Genomic DNA, 15,832 nt, shown 5'->3' with positions numbered 1-15,832 from the left:
AAACTGTCTCGTGGGCTCGGAGATGTGTATAAGAGACAGATTATATATATTATTAAATTATAATTCAATTATGTCTGTACAGGAAAATGAAGTTTTAGTAAAAATTACTTCTGCTGGAACAATTTCCATTCCTAAACAATTTAGAAAGTATATGGATATCCAAAAAGGAGAATATGTTAAAGTAATTCTTGGAAAAGATAGATTGTTGGTAAGAAAAGTCACTATTTCTTAGAGGATAGTTGTTGTTTTTGTCCAATCTTTATTGTTTGATATGTCCATTCTCGGCCAGTTCTTGACCTATCTACCCTACCCTTTGAAGAAAATCTAGACAAATAAGTGGAAATTATACTAAGTTTTATTGGCTCATTAAATTCATCTTCATATTTTTCTAGAATGTTAGTAGAGGTGAACTTACCCATTGGGAAGAATTTATCAACTATAAACCAAATTTTTGAGCCTACAGAATCCATGTTTGTAGTTTCGGTTTGCTCTTCTTCAATATTCATTAAATCCATCATTTCAAATATTTTGAGAACCTTTTCTCTAGTTACATTTCCTTCTAATTTAATATCATATTTGGCTCCATCTGAGTCCTCCATTCCTATACGAATACGTTTGTTAGTCATCTTAGAGATCTAATGGATCTGTAGTTAACAGTTCAATGGATCCCAGAATCTTTGTTAACTAATTAGTTTGTTAACGTTGACTGCCTGAGCCACGCCTAGTCCAGGTTTTGTTATTAACAGTCACCCTAAAAATTGGTTGTTTTATAGGGTATTTTCACGCCTGGAGTGGAAATAAAGGGGTGTTTTGGTGATATTCACAGTGTTAACATCCATCTTAACGCCTGGAATGGAAATGAGGGGGTTAAAATTTGGATTTTAGGAATTTCCTTAACATGTCAATAACACATCTGTTAATTTTATTTTGATTTGGGATTTAACCCACACACCAATATTTCCACTCTATCTTTTTTTAATTATTTTTTTTAAGAAAATCTAAAACTAACTAAAAATAATTAATTACAAACTAAACTACAATTACTATTGTATTCTATACTCTCTTAATTTAGATATGAATATGATAGATACATTGGAAATGAAGGTGTGTGAGTATGTCTGATCCAATAGATAGATTACTTGATGCAGCTGAAGCTGGAAAATCAATTATTAAAAATCGAGAAAGCCTTCACTTTTCTTACAAACCAGTAATTATCTTACATAGAGAATCTGAATTAGAGCAAGTCACACAATCATTATTACCTATTCTAAAACAATCAAGACCATCAAATCTTTTAGTTTATGGAAAACCTGGAACCGGTAAGACACTTGTAGTAAGAAGAGTAATTGATAAAATCCAAGAAAGAGTAGAGAAATCAGATTTCCCAATTAAATTAATTTACACAAATTCTAAAGAAGAGACTACACTATACGGATTATTGGTCAGTTTAGGCAGGCAATTAGGTTTAGAAGAGAACGAATTACCCAACACTGGCCTTGCAATTAGTGAGGTTTTCAAAAGACTACTCAATAAAATAAGAACTGGTAAACTTAATGCAATTTTTGTAATTGATGAAATTGATTATCTAGCCCAATTAGTGGCTAAAACAGGCAAAGATATTCTATATCAACTTACCAGAGCAAATGAGCGACTTGAAGAAGGAGGCTCTTTAACTTTAGTCGGAATTTCAAATGATCTTACTTTTAAAGAAAAATTAGATCCTCGAGTAATTAGCAGTCTAGGAGAAGAAGAGGTTGTTTTTACAAATTATAATGTTGATCAAATAAAAAAAATCCTTCAAGAAAGAATCAATGAATCATTTGTTGAAAACTCTGTAGATACACATGCACTAAATCTCATTGCTGCGCTGGCAGGTGGAGAGCATGGTGATGCACGTAGGGCCATTGATTTGCTTCGTGTAGCTGGTGAACTTGCTGAGCGACAACAATCTGATAAAGTCACTATAGAACATGTTAGAGAAGCCTCCCAAAAAATCGAGGAAAATAAAGAAGAAAAATCTCTAAAATCATTCCCACTCCACGAAAAACTAGTCCTTATTGCAATTATGAAGGCAAACGGCTCTTCTACTGGTGAGATTTACTCTTCATACAAAAATCTCTGTAAGGTAGTTGGGAAAGATGAATTAACTCAAAGAAGAATCACACAAATGCTTAGTGAAATCGAATTATCTGGTTTAATCTCTGGAAGACTAATTCACCAAGGAATTCATGGAAGGACAAAAAAATACAAACTTACAATATCATCAGAAATGATAAAAACTACTTTCAAAGATGATTTAACTTTGCAAGATATTGTTTGAATTAGAACTATAATTTTCATGGAAGACTTGAAAAGTTTTTAGATTCACCATTATAGCAATACCTGGATTTGGAGTCATACCAACACTTGCCTGAAATGGTGTCTGTTTTTGCCATGATCCAGAATTAACTAACAAAATTCCTTTGTACATATCTAATTCTGCTCTATGAACATGACCTACATGAAAAATATCTGGGATATCTTCAATTACCAAAAGATCTTCCATTTCAGGAGCTATGGGTGTTTGACTCCCATAAATAGGACTAAGATGCCTCGCTCTTAGAAGATGTCTCATCACATTAGTTGGTTTATCATAACTTAATCCTGGAGTGGTCTTTACAATATCATCAATACTTTGGCCATGAAACATCATAACTTTGACCCCATTCAACGATACTAAGGCTGGATTTCCTACCATTACCACATTTTCTCTTTCCCACAAACCTGAGTTGTATTTTTTTGGAATAGCAGGTTGAGGAAGTGCTCTTCTTCCAGGGTCGTGATTACCTGGCATTATGATAATTTTTACATTTTTTGGAATTTTATCAATTAAATCATCTGCTTTTTTTAGTTGTTCTTGAATAGTTTGACAAACTAATTCTTTGTCCTGATTTGGATAAATTCCAACACCATCTACTACATCTCCACCAATTAACACAAAACGAATTTTCCTTGCAACAGGATCAGGACTCGATAACCAAGAAACAAACTCCGAGAATTCCTCTTCCATAAAATATTTACTTCCAATATGAAGATCCGATAAAAAAACTGCATATGCTTCAGATTCAGATTTATTTTTAGCCTGATCTGGAATATCTGGCAAAATCAAATCTTTTATAATATATCCTGAATTCTTTCCTATGCTAATTCTAGCCATTACAAATTGATCTATCAAAAGAGTATTCGCTGTTTTTTGTAATTCATTATCAAAAATTATACCCTCAAAAGTTCCTGAAGGATCTTCTAAAATCAATTTAGTGATATTTCTTTCAATATTTCTTGTAGTAAGCAGACCACAAACATAAATATCATCATCGGATTTTGCTGTTTTTACAGAAGCTGCAGATTTGAGCATTTTAGATTCTGGCCTTTCTGAAATTATTCGTTTAAGTTTGTTAAAACGACTAGAAAACAAAGCATTGTAACCTTTTACTCCCTCTCCTGACGTTATTTTACTAGTAGGCTCAGATATTACCTTGATTTCACTTTGTAATGTAAGATCCTCTTTGATTCCTAAATACGTCTCTAAATCATCTTGATTAATCTGAAATAATTTCTGTTTACTTTTCTCTCTAACTATTTCTTTAATAATTTTCTCTAATTTTTTAACATCTACATTTTCTAATATTTTAAAAGCATCTGGATGAATTTGGAATCCCTTGTTTAATGCATAGTTTAATGCAAAGGATAATTCCTTTTTCATATACAAAAATATTATCTGGTTTAATTAAATCTGCGCCCACACTAACCCTCAAATATCATTCGTAATCAATGCCAATATGAATAAAACTCGAATTATTACATTTTTTATATTTTTAATAATTTTTGCTTCTGCTTATCAAATCGGTTCCATTTCAACTGTAAGTGATGAGGAAGCTAAATTATTCATGTCAGAATTTGAGGAATTAGTATTAGATATTGATGCATTTGGAATTTTTACACATAACACTACCATTGCATTACCAATGTTTATTCCAGGTTTTGGAGTGGCATGGGGAATTTTTGCTGCTTGGTCTACTGGATATGCTTTTGCAGCAATAGCTACGACTGCTCCAATTTTAGCAGATGTACCGCCACTAGCAATTCTTTTCTTATCGCCATTTGGATTGATGGAACTTGTAGCATACTCTTTAGGTATTTCTAGGAGTTTTATCTTAATTCGAGCAATTACTAAAAAAGTCAATCTGACTTCATTTATCAAACCAACAGTAATAGAAATTGGAATTGTTATTGGACTTCTTTTAGCAGGAGGGTATCTTGAATTTTATATGATAGAAATAGCTCAACAAGAAGGTTTTGAGATGCCTGGATTCTAATTTTTCATAAAAATTTGATTTTGCCTAATATGTCTAAAATAATTCAGTAGTAAATTATAAACCAAATTAAAAGAGAAATTAATCATGAAAACAGTAGTACTTCTATTAGCATTACTTGTATTTTCATCAGGATATTTCATAAATGAAGCTTTTGCTGAAATTTCTGAAAACCAAGCATTTCTTTTAGAAGGTTCCGGTTTTGCTGTTACTGAAGAATCAATTAGAACATCTGAAATCGATCTAGGGTTATCTTCTCAAAAACAAAGTGGAAGTACGATTAATTTTGTTATAGAAGATGGATTTGTAACATTAGATAATGAAGAATTCACAATCTCTAAACTAAATGGAAAATTTTTACGTCAAGGCCAATATGTTAGAATTAATGGAAATATAGAAAGTTCAAATGGGTTTGATACTTCAATTAGCTTCTTTGGAAGGTTAGTTGAGGAAAGTAAAGATGCATCAGTCTATGGATTTACTGGAAGAATTACAACCACTGATGATAGTTACAAAATACTTTACACTACTAAATTATCTAAACTTTCAAAGATTACTCCAGTTTCTACAGAGCCAAAAAAATCAAATGATCTAACTCTTCATATTCTTAAAGGCTCATCTGCACTAAAAACAGCTGATAATATTACTCCTGGTGTTAGCTCTGCAATTAATTTAAGATTCTTTTCTAATGATAGAATTTCAGTGGCGCCAGGTACAACTCTAACTATTGTAAATGATGATGTGGCATCTCATAGTATTATTAGTGGAAAAGAAAACTATGGTGATCGATACAATCCTTTTGAACCTGATGGAAGAATTTCAACTGGTATGATAGCCTCAGGTGAGTCAGTAAGCATAACATTTGAGAATGCAGGATTTTATCGATTATATGATCCTGATTATACTTGGATGAAGATTATAGCATATGTCTTTCCTAATTCCGATAGTTTGGTTTTAGGTAAAGGTAATAACTTGGGAAATTAATTTTCCCATTGCCATCGATAATTCATATATGAATCTAAACTGGTTTGATTGAAAACCATTACTGATAAATCTGAAAATTCTTTTCCTTCCAAATCTTTTACTGTTCCTTCAAAACTTGTTTCATTTTCCGTTGTTATAGCCTCATAAACATGGACTTTAATTTTACTAGTATCAAAATTATTTTTTCTAAGATATATTGCTATTTCTGATGGCATAAAGTGTTTGTCTGGTTGTTTTGGCCAAGGTCTTGGAACTAAAATTACACTAAAACCATCAATCAAAGCTTTTTGTAATTCTAATTTTTTATCTTCAATTGGAGTTGTAACATGCATTGTTATTACTTTAGATTTATCTAGAGGAACTTGAGCTCTTGATGCAGCAACTTGAATTGAACTAATTCCTGGAATGATTTCTACTGTGCCAAAAATTTCAATTAATCTGTCTACTACTTCTGATTCTGAAAAATTCACATCACCAGTAAACGGAATGACTAATGTTCTATCGCCAAGTTTTGGAAGAATTTCTTGATAAGATTTTTCTTGATCATTCATAGTAATTTCATGAATTTCTTTTCCATCAATTAGATGCTCTATTGTTTTTAACGTGTATTTGTATCCAATTATTACATCAGAATTCTGAATAATCTCCTTTACAATCTCAGTTACATATTTTGGAGAACCAGGGCCAACACCGACAGCAAAAATTTTTCCCAATTTTACTTTGTAAATTTTTGCCTGTCTTTAATATATTGCACAAATGGTTTCCAATCCACCTTCATGTATTTCATAGGCTCTTTAACAGGATATTTTACCCAATCTTGAGCAATTGAATACTGAAATTTCTCTTGTTTTCCATCCTTTTCATATTCTAATAATAATGGACTTCCCCAATCTTTTTCTTCAAAACTAATACTAGAAATATCATCAAATGATAACTCTACATTTCTCTCATCTTCTACATCGTTCATTAATTCTTCTTCATCATAGCCATCATGACGAATCATTGTATTTTTTGATTTGATAAAATTCACCACTTGTCTTTGAGTAATTGCCTTCCACCAATTCATTTTTGATTCTGTTTTATGAATAAACATCAAATGCCTATCAGTTAAAATCAGCATTCCTTCTTTTCCGCCAATAGAAAAGAACTTTTTAGATTCTCTCCAGACTGAAACTAAATGTGCCTGAATTTTCTCATCAGGATGCATATTGATTATTTTATTTGAGGTTGTTAAAAACTAATACAATTAGCTTTTATGTAAGCCGTTTTGAAAAAAAATATTGAATAAAATATTCCTGATAATGACTATGTCTCTATTATTAGTTAGTTTTGGAAATCAGGCATTTGCTCAAGTTATAAATTATAATAATTTGACTAACCCTGTAGTAATTTTAGAAACTAATTTAGGAAAAATTGCTATTGGATTTTTTTATGATGATGCACCAAAACATGTTGAGAATTTTATCAAATTATCTTTAAGTGGTTATTATGATGGCACTCTCTTTCATAGGATTATTCCTGGTTTTATGATTCAAGGTGGTGATCCAAATACTATCAACGGTGATCCAAATACTTGGGGTATGGGAGGTCCTGATGAAAGAGTAAATGCAGAATTTAATATAATAAAACATAATCGTGGAATAGTTTCAATGGCAAGATCTGCTGATCCAAACAGCGGTGGATCACAATTTTTTATAGTTCATAAAGATTCTAACTTTCTTGATGAACAATATACCGTATTTGGAAGACTAGTTACTGAAGAAAGCTTTGAAACACTTGATAAAATTGCTGGGGTTCAAACTGATGCTAATGATAGACCAATAGTCCCTGAAGAAGTAAAAATAACAAAAGTTACAATTGTAAACGAATCTGATGTCTCAAATCTATTAGTATTATCTGAACCTGAACGTACACAATCAATTGATACCTCATCAACTGGTAATCAAAAATATGAAAGTACTGAACATGGAATTGCATTTAGTGTACCTGAAGGTTGGTTATTACAACAACCTGATAAAACTCAACCAAACTCTCCAGATGTAGTTGCAGTTGGACCAAAAATAGGAGAGATTAATCCAGTTATCTCTTTAACAGTACAACAAACAAATCAAAGAAGCCTTGATGATCTTATTTCTGAAAAAATTGAAACAATAAAACCTGTGGTTGAATCTGGAGAATTGAATATTATTTCTCAAGAAAAAATAACTGTTCATGGAAGTCAGGCATATGCAATTGATGCAGAAGGAAACTTTTCATCAAATGGTCAAAGCTACAATGTAAAATTTAGAGAAATTATGGTATATGGTTCTGAGAAATTTTACTCTCTTTCGTATAGCAATGGAATAAATGAATTTGACTCACAACTCCCAAGATTTGAGGAGACTGTTGATTCATTTAATATTATATCTGAATCAAATGAAATCAATACTCTCTCTACAGAAACTAATGATAATCAAGAGGGTGGTGGATGTCTAATTGCTACTGCAACATTTGGTTCTGAACTTGCACCACAAATTCAACAACTAAGAGAACTTCGAGATAATACCATTTTATCAACTGAATCTGGAACAGCGTTTATGAGCACATTCAATCAATTCTATTATTCATTTTCACCAACAATTGCAGATTTTGAGAGAGAACAACCGATTTTCAAAGAAATTATGAAAATAACACTTACCCCAATGTTGACATCATTATCATTGTTAAATCATGCAAATATTGATTCAGAAGAAGAGATGTTAGGATATGGTATTGGAATAATTGTAATGAATATGGGTATGTACTTTATGGCTCCTGCAATTATTGTGTATGGCTTGAAAAGAAAATATCTGTAAATTCTAAAATTATTATTTAATTTTTAGAAATAAATTTTTGAATTACCAAACATCGTCTACTTCATCAAGTACTTTGTATTCTTTTTCAGGTTCACGTCTCATGAATTTCAATCTTGAAATATCTCTGTCAAAGAAAATATCTGCTGTCCAATCAAGAAATACTCTAAACCGTTTATCCCATGTGGGGATTTTTGACAAGTAAACATTTCTCCAAAGAAGCCATGCTATAACACCATGAATATTCATTCCCAAAAATGTGGCAATTCCTGTTCTTTTTCCAATTATTGCCATCTGGCCTTTTGATTCATAAACAAATTTTGTTTTTTCTTGATTTTTGATTAACGAATAAAGATTTTTAGCTGCAACCTTTGCCTGAGCTTCTGCAATTTGAGCAGTAGGTGCAAAAGGTCTTTGAGTTTTAGGATCTAAAAATAAAGCACAGTCTCCAATTGCAAAAACTCCCGGAAAATCAACGACTTCTAAATTATCATCAACAATAATTTTCCCCTTTTCTGTTTTGAATAATGATCTTTTAATTGTATTAACTGGTGTAACACCTGCAGTCCAAATTACCGTTTTAGATTGTATTGAACTTACCACTGATTCATCAATTGCATCTTTATCAACATCTAATTTTTTAATCATAACTTCGTCTCCATTAAAACTCGTTACAGCTGTCTGAAGCTTTATCTCAACTCCATGTCCAACTAATTTTCCTTGTGCAAACTTTGCTAGACTTTCACTAAACCCAGGTAAAATATTTGGTAATGCTTCTAAAACAATTACACGAATATCTTCTCTTTTGATATTTGGATAATATTTTCTTACATCTAAAAGAAGATCTATTAATTCTCCTGCTGTTTCTATTCCTGCAAAACCTCCACCTACAATAACAAAAGTTAGAAGACTTTTCTTTAATATTGGATTAGTTTCATTTTCAGCCTGCTCAAGCATATCAATAATTCTATTTCTTACAAGTACTGCATCATTGAGTGTCTTCATTTGATATGCATTTTTTTCAAGATCGCTCATCCCAAAAAAATTAGTTTCACTACCTAATGCAACAACTAGAAAATCATAATGAATTGAAATTCCTCTTTTGTCTCTACTCCCCCATAAATTTACAATTTTTCCATATGGATCAATGTTTTTGACTCTGCCTTCGTAAAAAATTGCCTTTTTTGTAATTGTTCTAATTGGCATTACAATGTGTCTAGTTTCAATCATTCCTGATGCTACTTGAGGTAACATTGGTGTAAAAAGCAAAAAATTATCTTCACTTACTAATACGATCTCAATTTCTGAATCATTCTTAAAATAACTCTCCAATTTTCTCGTGCATTCTAGGCCAGCAAAACCTCCACCTAAAATAACAACTTTTTTCTTATTTCGAGCCATTTACCTCTACCCACAAAATTACTGAATATATCCTATGAGATCAATACCTGAAGTGATATTGTTATTCACAAAATTTTCATGTTCTCATTATATCTGAATGTAAGATATCATAAGCCCTTGAGGAATCCTTTTCATTTAGGATAATTATGATGCTATCTTGGCTGAAAAATGCATTTACAAGCTCAATTCCATTTGCATGTAATACTTCGGCAACATAAGATACTACATCTGATTGGTTTTGTGTATTAGGTATTGAAATTCTAATCTTTGCAAGACCTGTACTGAACATATCGTCCCTACTTGGCACATTACTGAAAATTTGTCTAATATCATCTAAATCTTCAGTAAGAAATCTAAACGAATCCGATAATCTAAAAAACTCATAATTGTTTGTAATCTTTGAGAATTTATCTAAAATGGCTATAGTATCCATATCATCTGATTCTTTGACTGAAAATTTAATATCCATAATTCCATCAGTTAATGCCAATCTAGCATTTTTCAAAACTGATTCATCTCTGACTTCTTCTTTGATTTCAAATGAATCTGCATACCGCTTTATTGCAACTACTACAGTATTGAGATTGACTGAATTTCCAAGAATTTTTTCAATCTCTGGTTGAATCTTTACAGCTAGTGCTGTATAATTTATCAAATCCATTTTCATGCAGTCATAAATTGAGCGATTTCTTGTAATAATCTCCCTTACAACCTCAGGAATTGACATGCTTGCAGTTCTCATTAAAATTATTATAATATGTCAATTATAATAGGATTATGTAAGAATTCATGATAATCACAATAATCTTTATATAATGTCATGTATATTACATAACATAGGTGAATATGACAATTGTTCTTTGATAATGAATTTAATAGAATCTTCAAGAAAATGTCAAACTCTTTTTTTGATATAGATGACGTTTTTGAGGAATTCAAAGGTAATGGTTCTATCTCTGGTCCATTTTATTATGGATACACAATGACCGTTGGTCCAGATGGAAAGCCTGTTGTAAAGGAGTATGGAAATGTTAAACCAAATCTTCTCCCAACTTCTGATACAAGAGAACCAGTAGTCGATACTATAGTCGATGAAAAAGAAAAAGTAGTAAAACTCATAGCTGAGATGCCAGGAGTAGAAAAGACTGATGTCAAAATTGTTGTTGAAAACAAAACCGTAGATCTTTCTGCAGAACATGATCAAAAGAAATATCATGTTAAAGTCCCAGTACAACAAAAAATTGATGAGAACTCTGCAAAGGCTTCTTACAAAAATGGAGTTTTAGAAATAATCTTCAAGTTAATTGAAGAAGAAAAACCAAAAGGCAAAACGGTGGAGGTTGAATAAACCCCTCCTAAATTTTTGAGGAAATGATATGAGTGAAATTATTGTAAGAATAGATGAAATTCCACAGCAACATGTTAGAATGGGTAGAGCAATAATTGATCCTAAAATTATTGAGGATCAAAATTGGAGTAGCGGACAAATTTTAGAATTAACGTATAACAAAAAAACACATGTAAAACTATGGCCAGGAAATCCTGAAGAATATGGTACAGGAATTATAAAAATAGACGGAATAACAAGACAAAATATTGGAGCAGCAATTGGAGATAAAATCTCTATAAAATCTGTTGAAGCATTCAATGCTGAAGAAATTACATTATCTCCAACTGAAAAATTAGCAATTGATGAAGAACAACTACATTATGTGATGATTAACTCATTCCAAAACCATGTATTTACTGTACATGATTCAATTCAACTACAAAACCAAATGGGTGGAAAAATTCAATTTGTTGTAACTAATACAAAACCATCAAAACCAGTAATTGTTACTGAAAATACTGTATTCAAACTTGGTTCTATGACTAAAGTAGTTGATGCATCTATTCCAAGAATTACATACGATGAACTTGGAGGATTAAAGCGCGAAGTTCTAAAAATCCGTGAGATGGTTGAACTTCCAATGAGACATCCAGAATTGTTTGAGAAAATAGGTGTAGATGCTCCAAAGGGTGTGTTATTATATGGACCTCCAGGCACAGGAAAAACTCTTCTTGCAAAAGCAGTTGCAGGTGAAACTAATGCTCATTTCATCTCTCTTAGCGGTCCTGAAATTATGGGTAAGCACTATGGAGAAAGTGAAGAGAGAATTAGAGAAATCTTTACACAAGCTGAAGAAAATGCACCAAGTATTATTTTCATTGATGAGATTGATTCAATTGCACCAAAAAGAGACGAAGTATCTGGTGAACTTGAAAAGCGAATAGTTTCACAATTGTTAACATTAATGGATGGTATGAAATCTAGAGGAAAAGTTGTAGTTATTGCAGCTACAAATAGACCAGATTCAATTGATCCGGCACTAAGAAGACCAGGTAGATTTGATAGAGAAATTGAAATTGGAATTCCTGATGAAGAAGGAAGATTTGACATTCTTTCAATTCATACACGTGGAATGCCAATTGACAAAAATGTTGATCTTAAAGAAATCTCAAAGACTACACATGGATTTGTAGGAGCTGATTTGGAAGTATTAGCAAAAGAGGCTGCAATGATATCTCTACGTAAAATTCTTGATGTTGAAAAAATTGATCTTAGTGAGGAGAAAATCTCTACAGAAATTCTACAAAAAATAAAGATTACCCGTGAAGATTTCATAGATGCACTAAAAGAAGTTAAACCTAGTGCACTCCGAGAAGTTCAAGTACAAATTCCAAATGTAACATGGGAAGATGTTGGAGGACTGGATGCTCTAAAAGAAGAATTACTTGAAGCAGTTGAATGGCCTATGAAATACAAAGAAGCATATGATTATGTAAATGTCGAAGCTCCAAAAGGAATTCTATTACACGGCCCACCAGGAACTGGTAAAACACTAATTGCAAAAGCTCTTGCAAAAATGACAGACTCTAATTTTATCAGCATCAAAGGTCCTGAACTACTTTCAAAATGGGTAGGCGAATCTGAAAAAGGAGTAAGAGAAATTTTCAGAAAAGCACGACAAGCAGCACCATGTATAATCTTCCTAGATGAAGTTGATGCACTTGTACCACGAAGAGGTAGTGGAGATTCAAGTTCACATGTAACAGAAAATGTAGTCTCACAAATTTTAACTGAAATTGATGGTTTAGAAGAACTAAACAATGTATTGATTATTGGTGCAACAAACCGATTAGATATTGTTGATGAAGCACTTCTAAGACCAGGTAGATTCGATAGAATCATCCAAGTTCCTAATCCTGATACTAAAGGAAGACAACATATCTTTGAGATACATACCAAAAAGAAACCACTTGCTAGCGATGTAAACATTACAAAACTAGTTGAACTAACCGATGGATTTAGTGGTGCAGAGATTGCAGCAGTTGCAAACAGAGCAGCAATAACTGCTTTGAAGAGATATGTCAGTGGGAAATCCCAAATTGTTAAAGACATCAAGATTACTCAAGAAGATCTGATTGATTCAATTGATAAGGTAAAGCCTCAAAAAAAGGAGGCTCTTATCCCCCAATCGATAAAATAGTCTAAATAGTAAGCGGTGATGACAAAAATTAATGAAACTGTATCTTGACTTTAACCCATGCCAAGAATGTAATACTATGATGGCAGAATTGAGTAGTCCTGAGATGTTATTTGCTGATGAAAAAACTAGAGCAGATGAATCAGCAAAGTTTCTTAGACATCTAACATACAACCACAATGAAGTAGTTCAAGCAGTAATGGAAGATCTTCCTAAACAAAAGAAAGATCAAGAACCTGACTTCTACAAATAACTCTCTTTTTCATTATTAGTAATTATATTCATATACAAAATTATTCTAGTCTGTATGAGTGAATAATGAAAGATAGTCCAATTTTTGGTATAACTATTATGATTCTTCTGACAAGTATTCCATTTGTTTTAGCGATAGAAACAGAACAAGAACCAGAACCTCCAGAAATGCCACAGCCTTCTCCAGAACCAGAACCAATTCGAAAGCCAGAACCTGCACCTGCACCTGCACCATTTCCAGGAGAATCTGAATCAGAAAAAGTAAAACGATTAACTGAAGAAAATAATAAACTAAAACAACAAAACACTAATCTTCAAGGAGAGATATCTACTCTAAAAAATGAAAAGAATAGATTACAAGAGGAGATAACAGAACTAAATGATACAATTACAAGTCTTAAAGAAATTACAATGGAGCAAATACGTGTAATTATAGATTTGGCAAATAGACTAAAAGATGTATTATTTGAAAAAATAATTTCTCCTACAATTAACTTGTAGGATTTTTTTGCATTTTCTACTCATTTAGCTTTAATGTTTTCTTTATCAAGACAGCTCTGTTTCTTATTGTAACATCACTCACTCCAGATTCTACTGAAAATTTCTTTTGACTAATCCTTTCACCATTCATTATACATGCAAGGTATAATGAAGCAGCAGCTTGTGCTACGGGATGTTTTCCAGCAGTAATGTCTTCTTTCTCACATCTTTTTAATATCTCAAATGCATCTCGTTTGGTTTTTTCTTTCAAATTCATATTGTTTGAAATTTTTGAAATAAACGATGAAGTGTTATATTGATTAAGACTCAATTCAAGCTTTTTGATTATGGTTCTCAAATCTCGGGAAAGTATTCTTCTTTCTACATTTCCAGCCTCAGAAATATCATCTAATGTTCTAGGTATGTTATTTTCTCTACATGCTGCATACAATGAGGCTGAAACCAATGAAGCCATTGTTCTACCTCTAGTTAATTTTGCATTAACTGCTTTTCTGTAAATGTAGGCAGCACTTTCAACAACATTGTCTGGGATTCCTAGCTTTGTTTTCATTCCATGAAGTAATGTAAAGGCCTTGCTTAAAGCAGCAGTCTTTCTTGACTTACTTCTTTGATCCCATGTTCGTAGTCTGTTGAATTCATATTTTGTTTTATTGGATAATGCTTTTCCAGTTGAATCTTTATTGGTACCAATTACAGTTGATAATCCTTTATCATTCATTGTTAATGATGTTGCAGGACCTGTTCTTGCTAACTTCATAAAGTCTTCCTGAGTGTAACCGTTGCTTTCATATGATGCGTCAGACATGTTTTGTACTAGAATAAGACCGCAACCCCCACAAACAATTTCTCCTCTTTCAGAATCTGTTATTGTAGGATAGGTTTTGCAAGTATCTAGTTCACACTTGACATCATAATCATTTGAATAATTTTCTAACACTACTAGTAACTATAAGTGATTATAAAATAAAAACAAATTGTTTCAGGTAATTTTGCATTAAGATCATAATTTTGTAAACCAAAAATTCCTAGAATTTCTTTAAAATTAACTTGTTAATTGTAAAACAACACACATTGTAATAAATGTTAAAAATGAAAAATAATTTTTTTTGAAAAACTTATTTCTTGATTGATTCTAAAGAATGCCCACGATTTGTAATCATTTGAGTTACTGCTTCCATCGTATAATCAATTCCGTGTTCTTCTTCAAAATGATTTCTTAATTTTTCGATTAGCCCTACAGTTTTTTCTCCATCTAGGATAAATTCACACTCAAAACCATAGTCATCACATCTTAGTTTAAGGGTCATTTAGTCTGGAAAAATATTGAACCTATAAAAACCATAGACTCGTGTCTTAAACCAAAATTAGATTAGGCACAAATTAGCCTCAAAATCCTCCAAATAGCACAAATAATGATAGTTAATCTATATGATGTAGATGAAAGGTTTAGAATTTGGTTTGCTAGCAATTGGTTCTGTACTTGGGGCATTTCTAAGATACAAACTTACTGAATCTCCTTTACTTTTCAATACATTACCAATCAATGTTTTGATAGTCAATGTTGCTGGTGCATTTATCCTTGGAGCATTTGTAGTGTTGTCCGAACAATGGAATCTTGATGGTAGATACTCTCTTTTTGCAGCTGTAGGATTCTGTGGATCACTTACAACAATGTCAGCATTTGCACTGGATTCAGAAAATCTTCTTGAAAACAATCATTATGGTTCACTCATAATCAATGCAGTTGCAAATGTTAGCTTGTCAATCATAGCATTATTTGGAGGAAAATCCTTAATGAGTGCAATAATTAACAATTAATAGAAATGGTCTACTCTTATCAAGTTGTAAAATTTCAAACAATCTCTTTTGTTCAAGGAACTCATTGGTCACAATCAGTTGGTGACAAAGGAATTCTGTACAAATCACTTAAAGATCCATTTTCTAAGATTATAATTCAATCATCTAATGGTTCAAAAAAACTATA

The 15,832-nt window shown here is 31.9% G+C and carries 18 protein-coding genes; 10 read left to right on the top strand and 8 right to left on the bottom strand.

The features are described 5' to 3' along the window. Nucleotides 1–70 precede the first annotated feature (70 nt). Nucleotides 71–232: an AbrB/MazE/SpoVT family DNA-binding domain-containing protein gene (locus tag ACW9W3_RS07995; RefSeq protein ID WP_048114515.1), complete on the top strand. Its 162-nt coding sequence runs from the start codon at nt 71–73 to the stop codon at nt 230–232. Here the strand turns inward: ACW9W3_RS07995 and ACW9W3_RS07990 are convergent. Continuing rightward, nucleotides 222–626 carry a hypothetical protein gene (locus tag ACW9W3_RS07990; RefSeq protein WP_457765625.1) on the bottom strand — a complete coding sequence of 135 codons (405 nt, stop codon included), beginning with the start codon at nt 624–626 and terminating at the stop codon, nt 222–224. The two genes, ACW9W3_RS07995 and ACW9W3_RS07990, sit on opposite strands and share 11 nt — an antisense overlap. 488 nt (nt 627–1,114) lie before the next feature. On the opposite strand from ACW9W3_RS07990, the gene ACW9W3_RS07985 reads away from it, so the two are divergent. Next, nucleotides 1,115–2,320 (top strand): Cdc6/Cdc18 family protein, encoded by a 1,206-nt coding sequence (locus ACW9W3_RS07985; RefSeq protein ID WP_457765624.1) that lies wholly within the window; start codon nt 1,115–1,117, stop codon nt 2,318–2,320. Here ACW9W3_RS07985 and ACW9W3_RS07980 read toward each other — a convergent pair. Continuing rightward, entirely contained in the window at nt 2,297–3,742 is a 1,446-nt protein-coding gene (locus tag ACW9W3_RS07980) for a DNA-directed DNA polymerase II small subunit (RefSeq protein WP_457765623.1), read from the bottom strand. The genes ACW9W3_RS07985 and ACW9W3_RS07980 overlap by 24 nt on opposite strands. A gap of 76 nt (nt 3,743–3,818) precedes the next feature. Here ACW9W3_RS07980 and ACW9W3_RS07975 point away from each other — a divergent pair, with 76 nt between their 5' ends. Both ACW9W3_RS07975 and ACW9W3_RS07970 read left to right on the top strand, forming a co-directional pair. After that, nucleotides 3,819–4,355, top strand: coding sequence for a stage II sporulation protein M (locus tag ACW9W3_RS07975; RefSeq protein ID WP_457765622.1), 537 nt, complete (start codon nt 3,819–3,821; stop codon nt 4,353–4,355). An 84-nt stretch (nt 4,356–4,439) separates the two neighbouring features. Continuing rightward, nucleotides 4,440–5,336 carry a cupredoxin domain-containing protein gene (locus ACW9W3_RS07970; RefSeq protein ID WP_457765621.1) on the top strand — a complete coding sequence of 299 codons (897 nt, stop codon included), beginning with the start codon at nt 4,440–4,442 and terminating at the stop codon, nt 5,334–5,336. On the opposite strand, the gene cbiE is transcribed toward ACW9W3_RS07970, so the two are convergent. Beyond that, nucleotides 5,333–6,049 (bottom strand): precorrin-6y C5,15-methyltransferase (decarboxylating) subunit CbiE, encoded by a 717-nt coding sequence (cbiE, locus tag ACW9W3_RS07965; protein ID WP_457765620.1) that lies wholly within the window; start codon nt 6,047–6,049, stop codon nt 5,333–5,335. The two genes, ACW9W3_RS07970 and cbiE, sit on opposite strands and share 4 nt — an antisense overlap. A 2-nt stretch (nt 6,050–6,051) precedes the next feature. Then, complete coding sequence (locus ACW9W3_RS07960) at nt 6,052–6,543, bottom strand: hypothetical protein (protein ID WP_457765619.1); 492 nt, start codon at nt 6,541–6,543, stop codon at nt 6,052–6,054. A gap of 73 nt (nt 6,544–6,616) precedes the next feature. Here ACW9W3_RS07960 and ACW9W3_RS07955 point away from each other — a divergent pair, with 73 nt between their 5' ends. Further along, nucleotides 6,617–8,170, top strand: coding sequence for a peptidylprolyl isomerase (locus ACW9W3_RS07955; protein ID WP_457765618.1), 1,554 nt, complete (start codon nt 6,617–6,619; stop codon nt 8,168–8,170). A 42-nt stretch (nt 8,171–8,212) separates the two neighbouring features. Here ACW9W3_RS07955 and ACW9W3_RS07950 read toward each other — a convergent pair whose 3' ends face one another. Both ACW9W3_RS07950 and ACW9W3_RS07945 read right to left on the bottom strand, forming a co-directional pair. Next, nucleotides 8,213–9,568, bottom strand: a complete 1,356-nt coding sequence (locus ACW9W3_RS07950) for an NAD(P)/FAD-dependent oxidoreductase (RefSeq protein ID WP_457765617.1) — start codon at nt 9,566–9,568, stop codon at nt 8,213–8,215. Between the two features lie 76 nt (nt 9,569–9,644). After that, nucleotides 9,645–10,295, bottom strand: coding sequence for an ACT domain-containing protein (locus ACW9W3_RS07945; RefSeq protein WP_457765616.1), 651 nt, complete (start codon nt 10,293–10,295; stop codon nt 9,645–9,647). Nucleotides 10,296–10,421: 126 nt separating this feature from the next. Here ACW9W3_RS07945 and hsp20 point away from each other — a divergent pair, with 126 nt between their 5' ends. From hsp20 to ACW9W3_RS07925, 4 genes are all read left to right on the top strand, one after another. After that, complete coding sequence (hsp20, locus tag ACW9W3_RS07940) at nt 10,422–10,916, top strand: archaeal heat shock protein Hsp20 (RefSeq protein ID WP_457765615.1); 495 nt, start codon at nt 10,422–10,424, stop codon at nt 10,914–10,916. Nucleotides 10,917–10,944: 28 nt separating this feature from the next. After that, nucleotides 10,945–13,098 carry a CDC48 family AAA ATPase gene (locus tag ACW9W3_RS07935; RefSeq protein WP_457765614.1) on the top strand — a complete coding sequence of 718 codons (2,154 nt, stop codon included), beginning with the start codon at nt 10,945–10,947 and terminating at the stop codon, nt 13,096–13,098. Nucleotides 13,099–13,129: 31 nt separating this feature from the next. Next, complete coding sequence (locus ACW9W3_RS07930) at nt 13,130–13,348, top strand: hypothetical protein (protein WP_048114480.1); 219 nt, start codon at nt 13,130–13,132, stop codon at nt 13,346–13,348. Between the two features lie 65 nt (nt 13,349–13,413). Then, nucleotides 13,414–13,848: a hypothetical protein gene (locus ACW9W3_RS07925; RefSeq protein ID WP_457765613.1), complete on the top strand. Its 435-nt coding sequence runs from the start codon at nt 13,414–13,416 to the stop codon at nt 13,846–13,848. Nucleotides 13,849–13,864: 16 nt separating this feature from the next. On the opposite strand, the gene ACW9W3_RS07920 is transcribed toward ACW9W3_RS07925, so the two are convergent. Further along, a complete protein-coding gene (locus ACW9W3_RS07920) occupies nt 13,865–14,785 on the bottom strand; it encodes a transcription initiation factor IIB (protein WP_457765612.1) in 921 nt (306 codons plus the stop codon). 178 nt (nt 14,786–14,963) lie between these two features. Then, complete coding sequence (locus ACW9W3_RS07915) at nt 14,964–15,155, bottom strand: DUF1059 domain-containing protein (protein ID WP_182127985.1); 192 nt, start codon at nt 15,153–15,155, stop codon at nt 14,964–14,966. Between the two features lie 130 nt (nt 15,156–15,285). Between ACW9W3_RS07915 and crcB the strand changes: the two genes are divergently transcribed. Continuing rightward, the gene (crcB, locus tag ACW9W3_RS07910; RefSeq protein WP_457765611.1) at nt 15,286–15,666 is read left to right on the top strand and encodes a fluoride efflux transporter CrcB; all 381 of its coding nucleotides are present in this window, start codon (nt 15,286–15,288) and stop codon (nt 15,664–15,666) included. Nucleotides 15,667–15,832: the final 166 nt, after the last annotated feature.

This window comes from Candidatus Nitrosopumilus sp. bin_68KS, assembly GCF_054095825.1.
The sequence above is the reverse complement of the archived record's forward strand: the minus strand, read 5'-3'. Positions and strand labels throughout refer to the sequence as shown.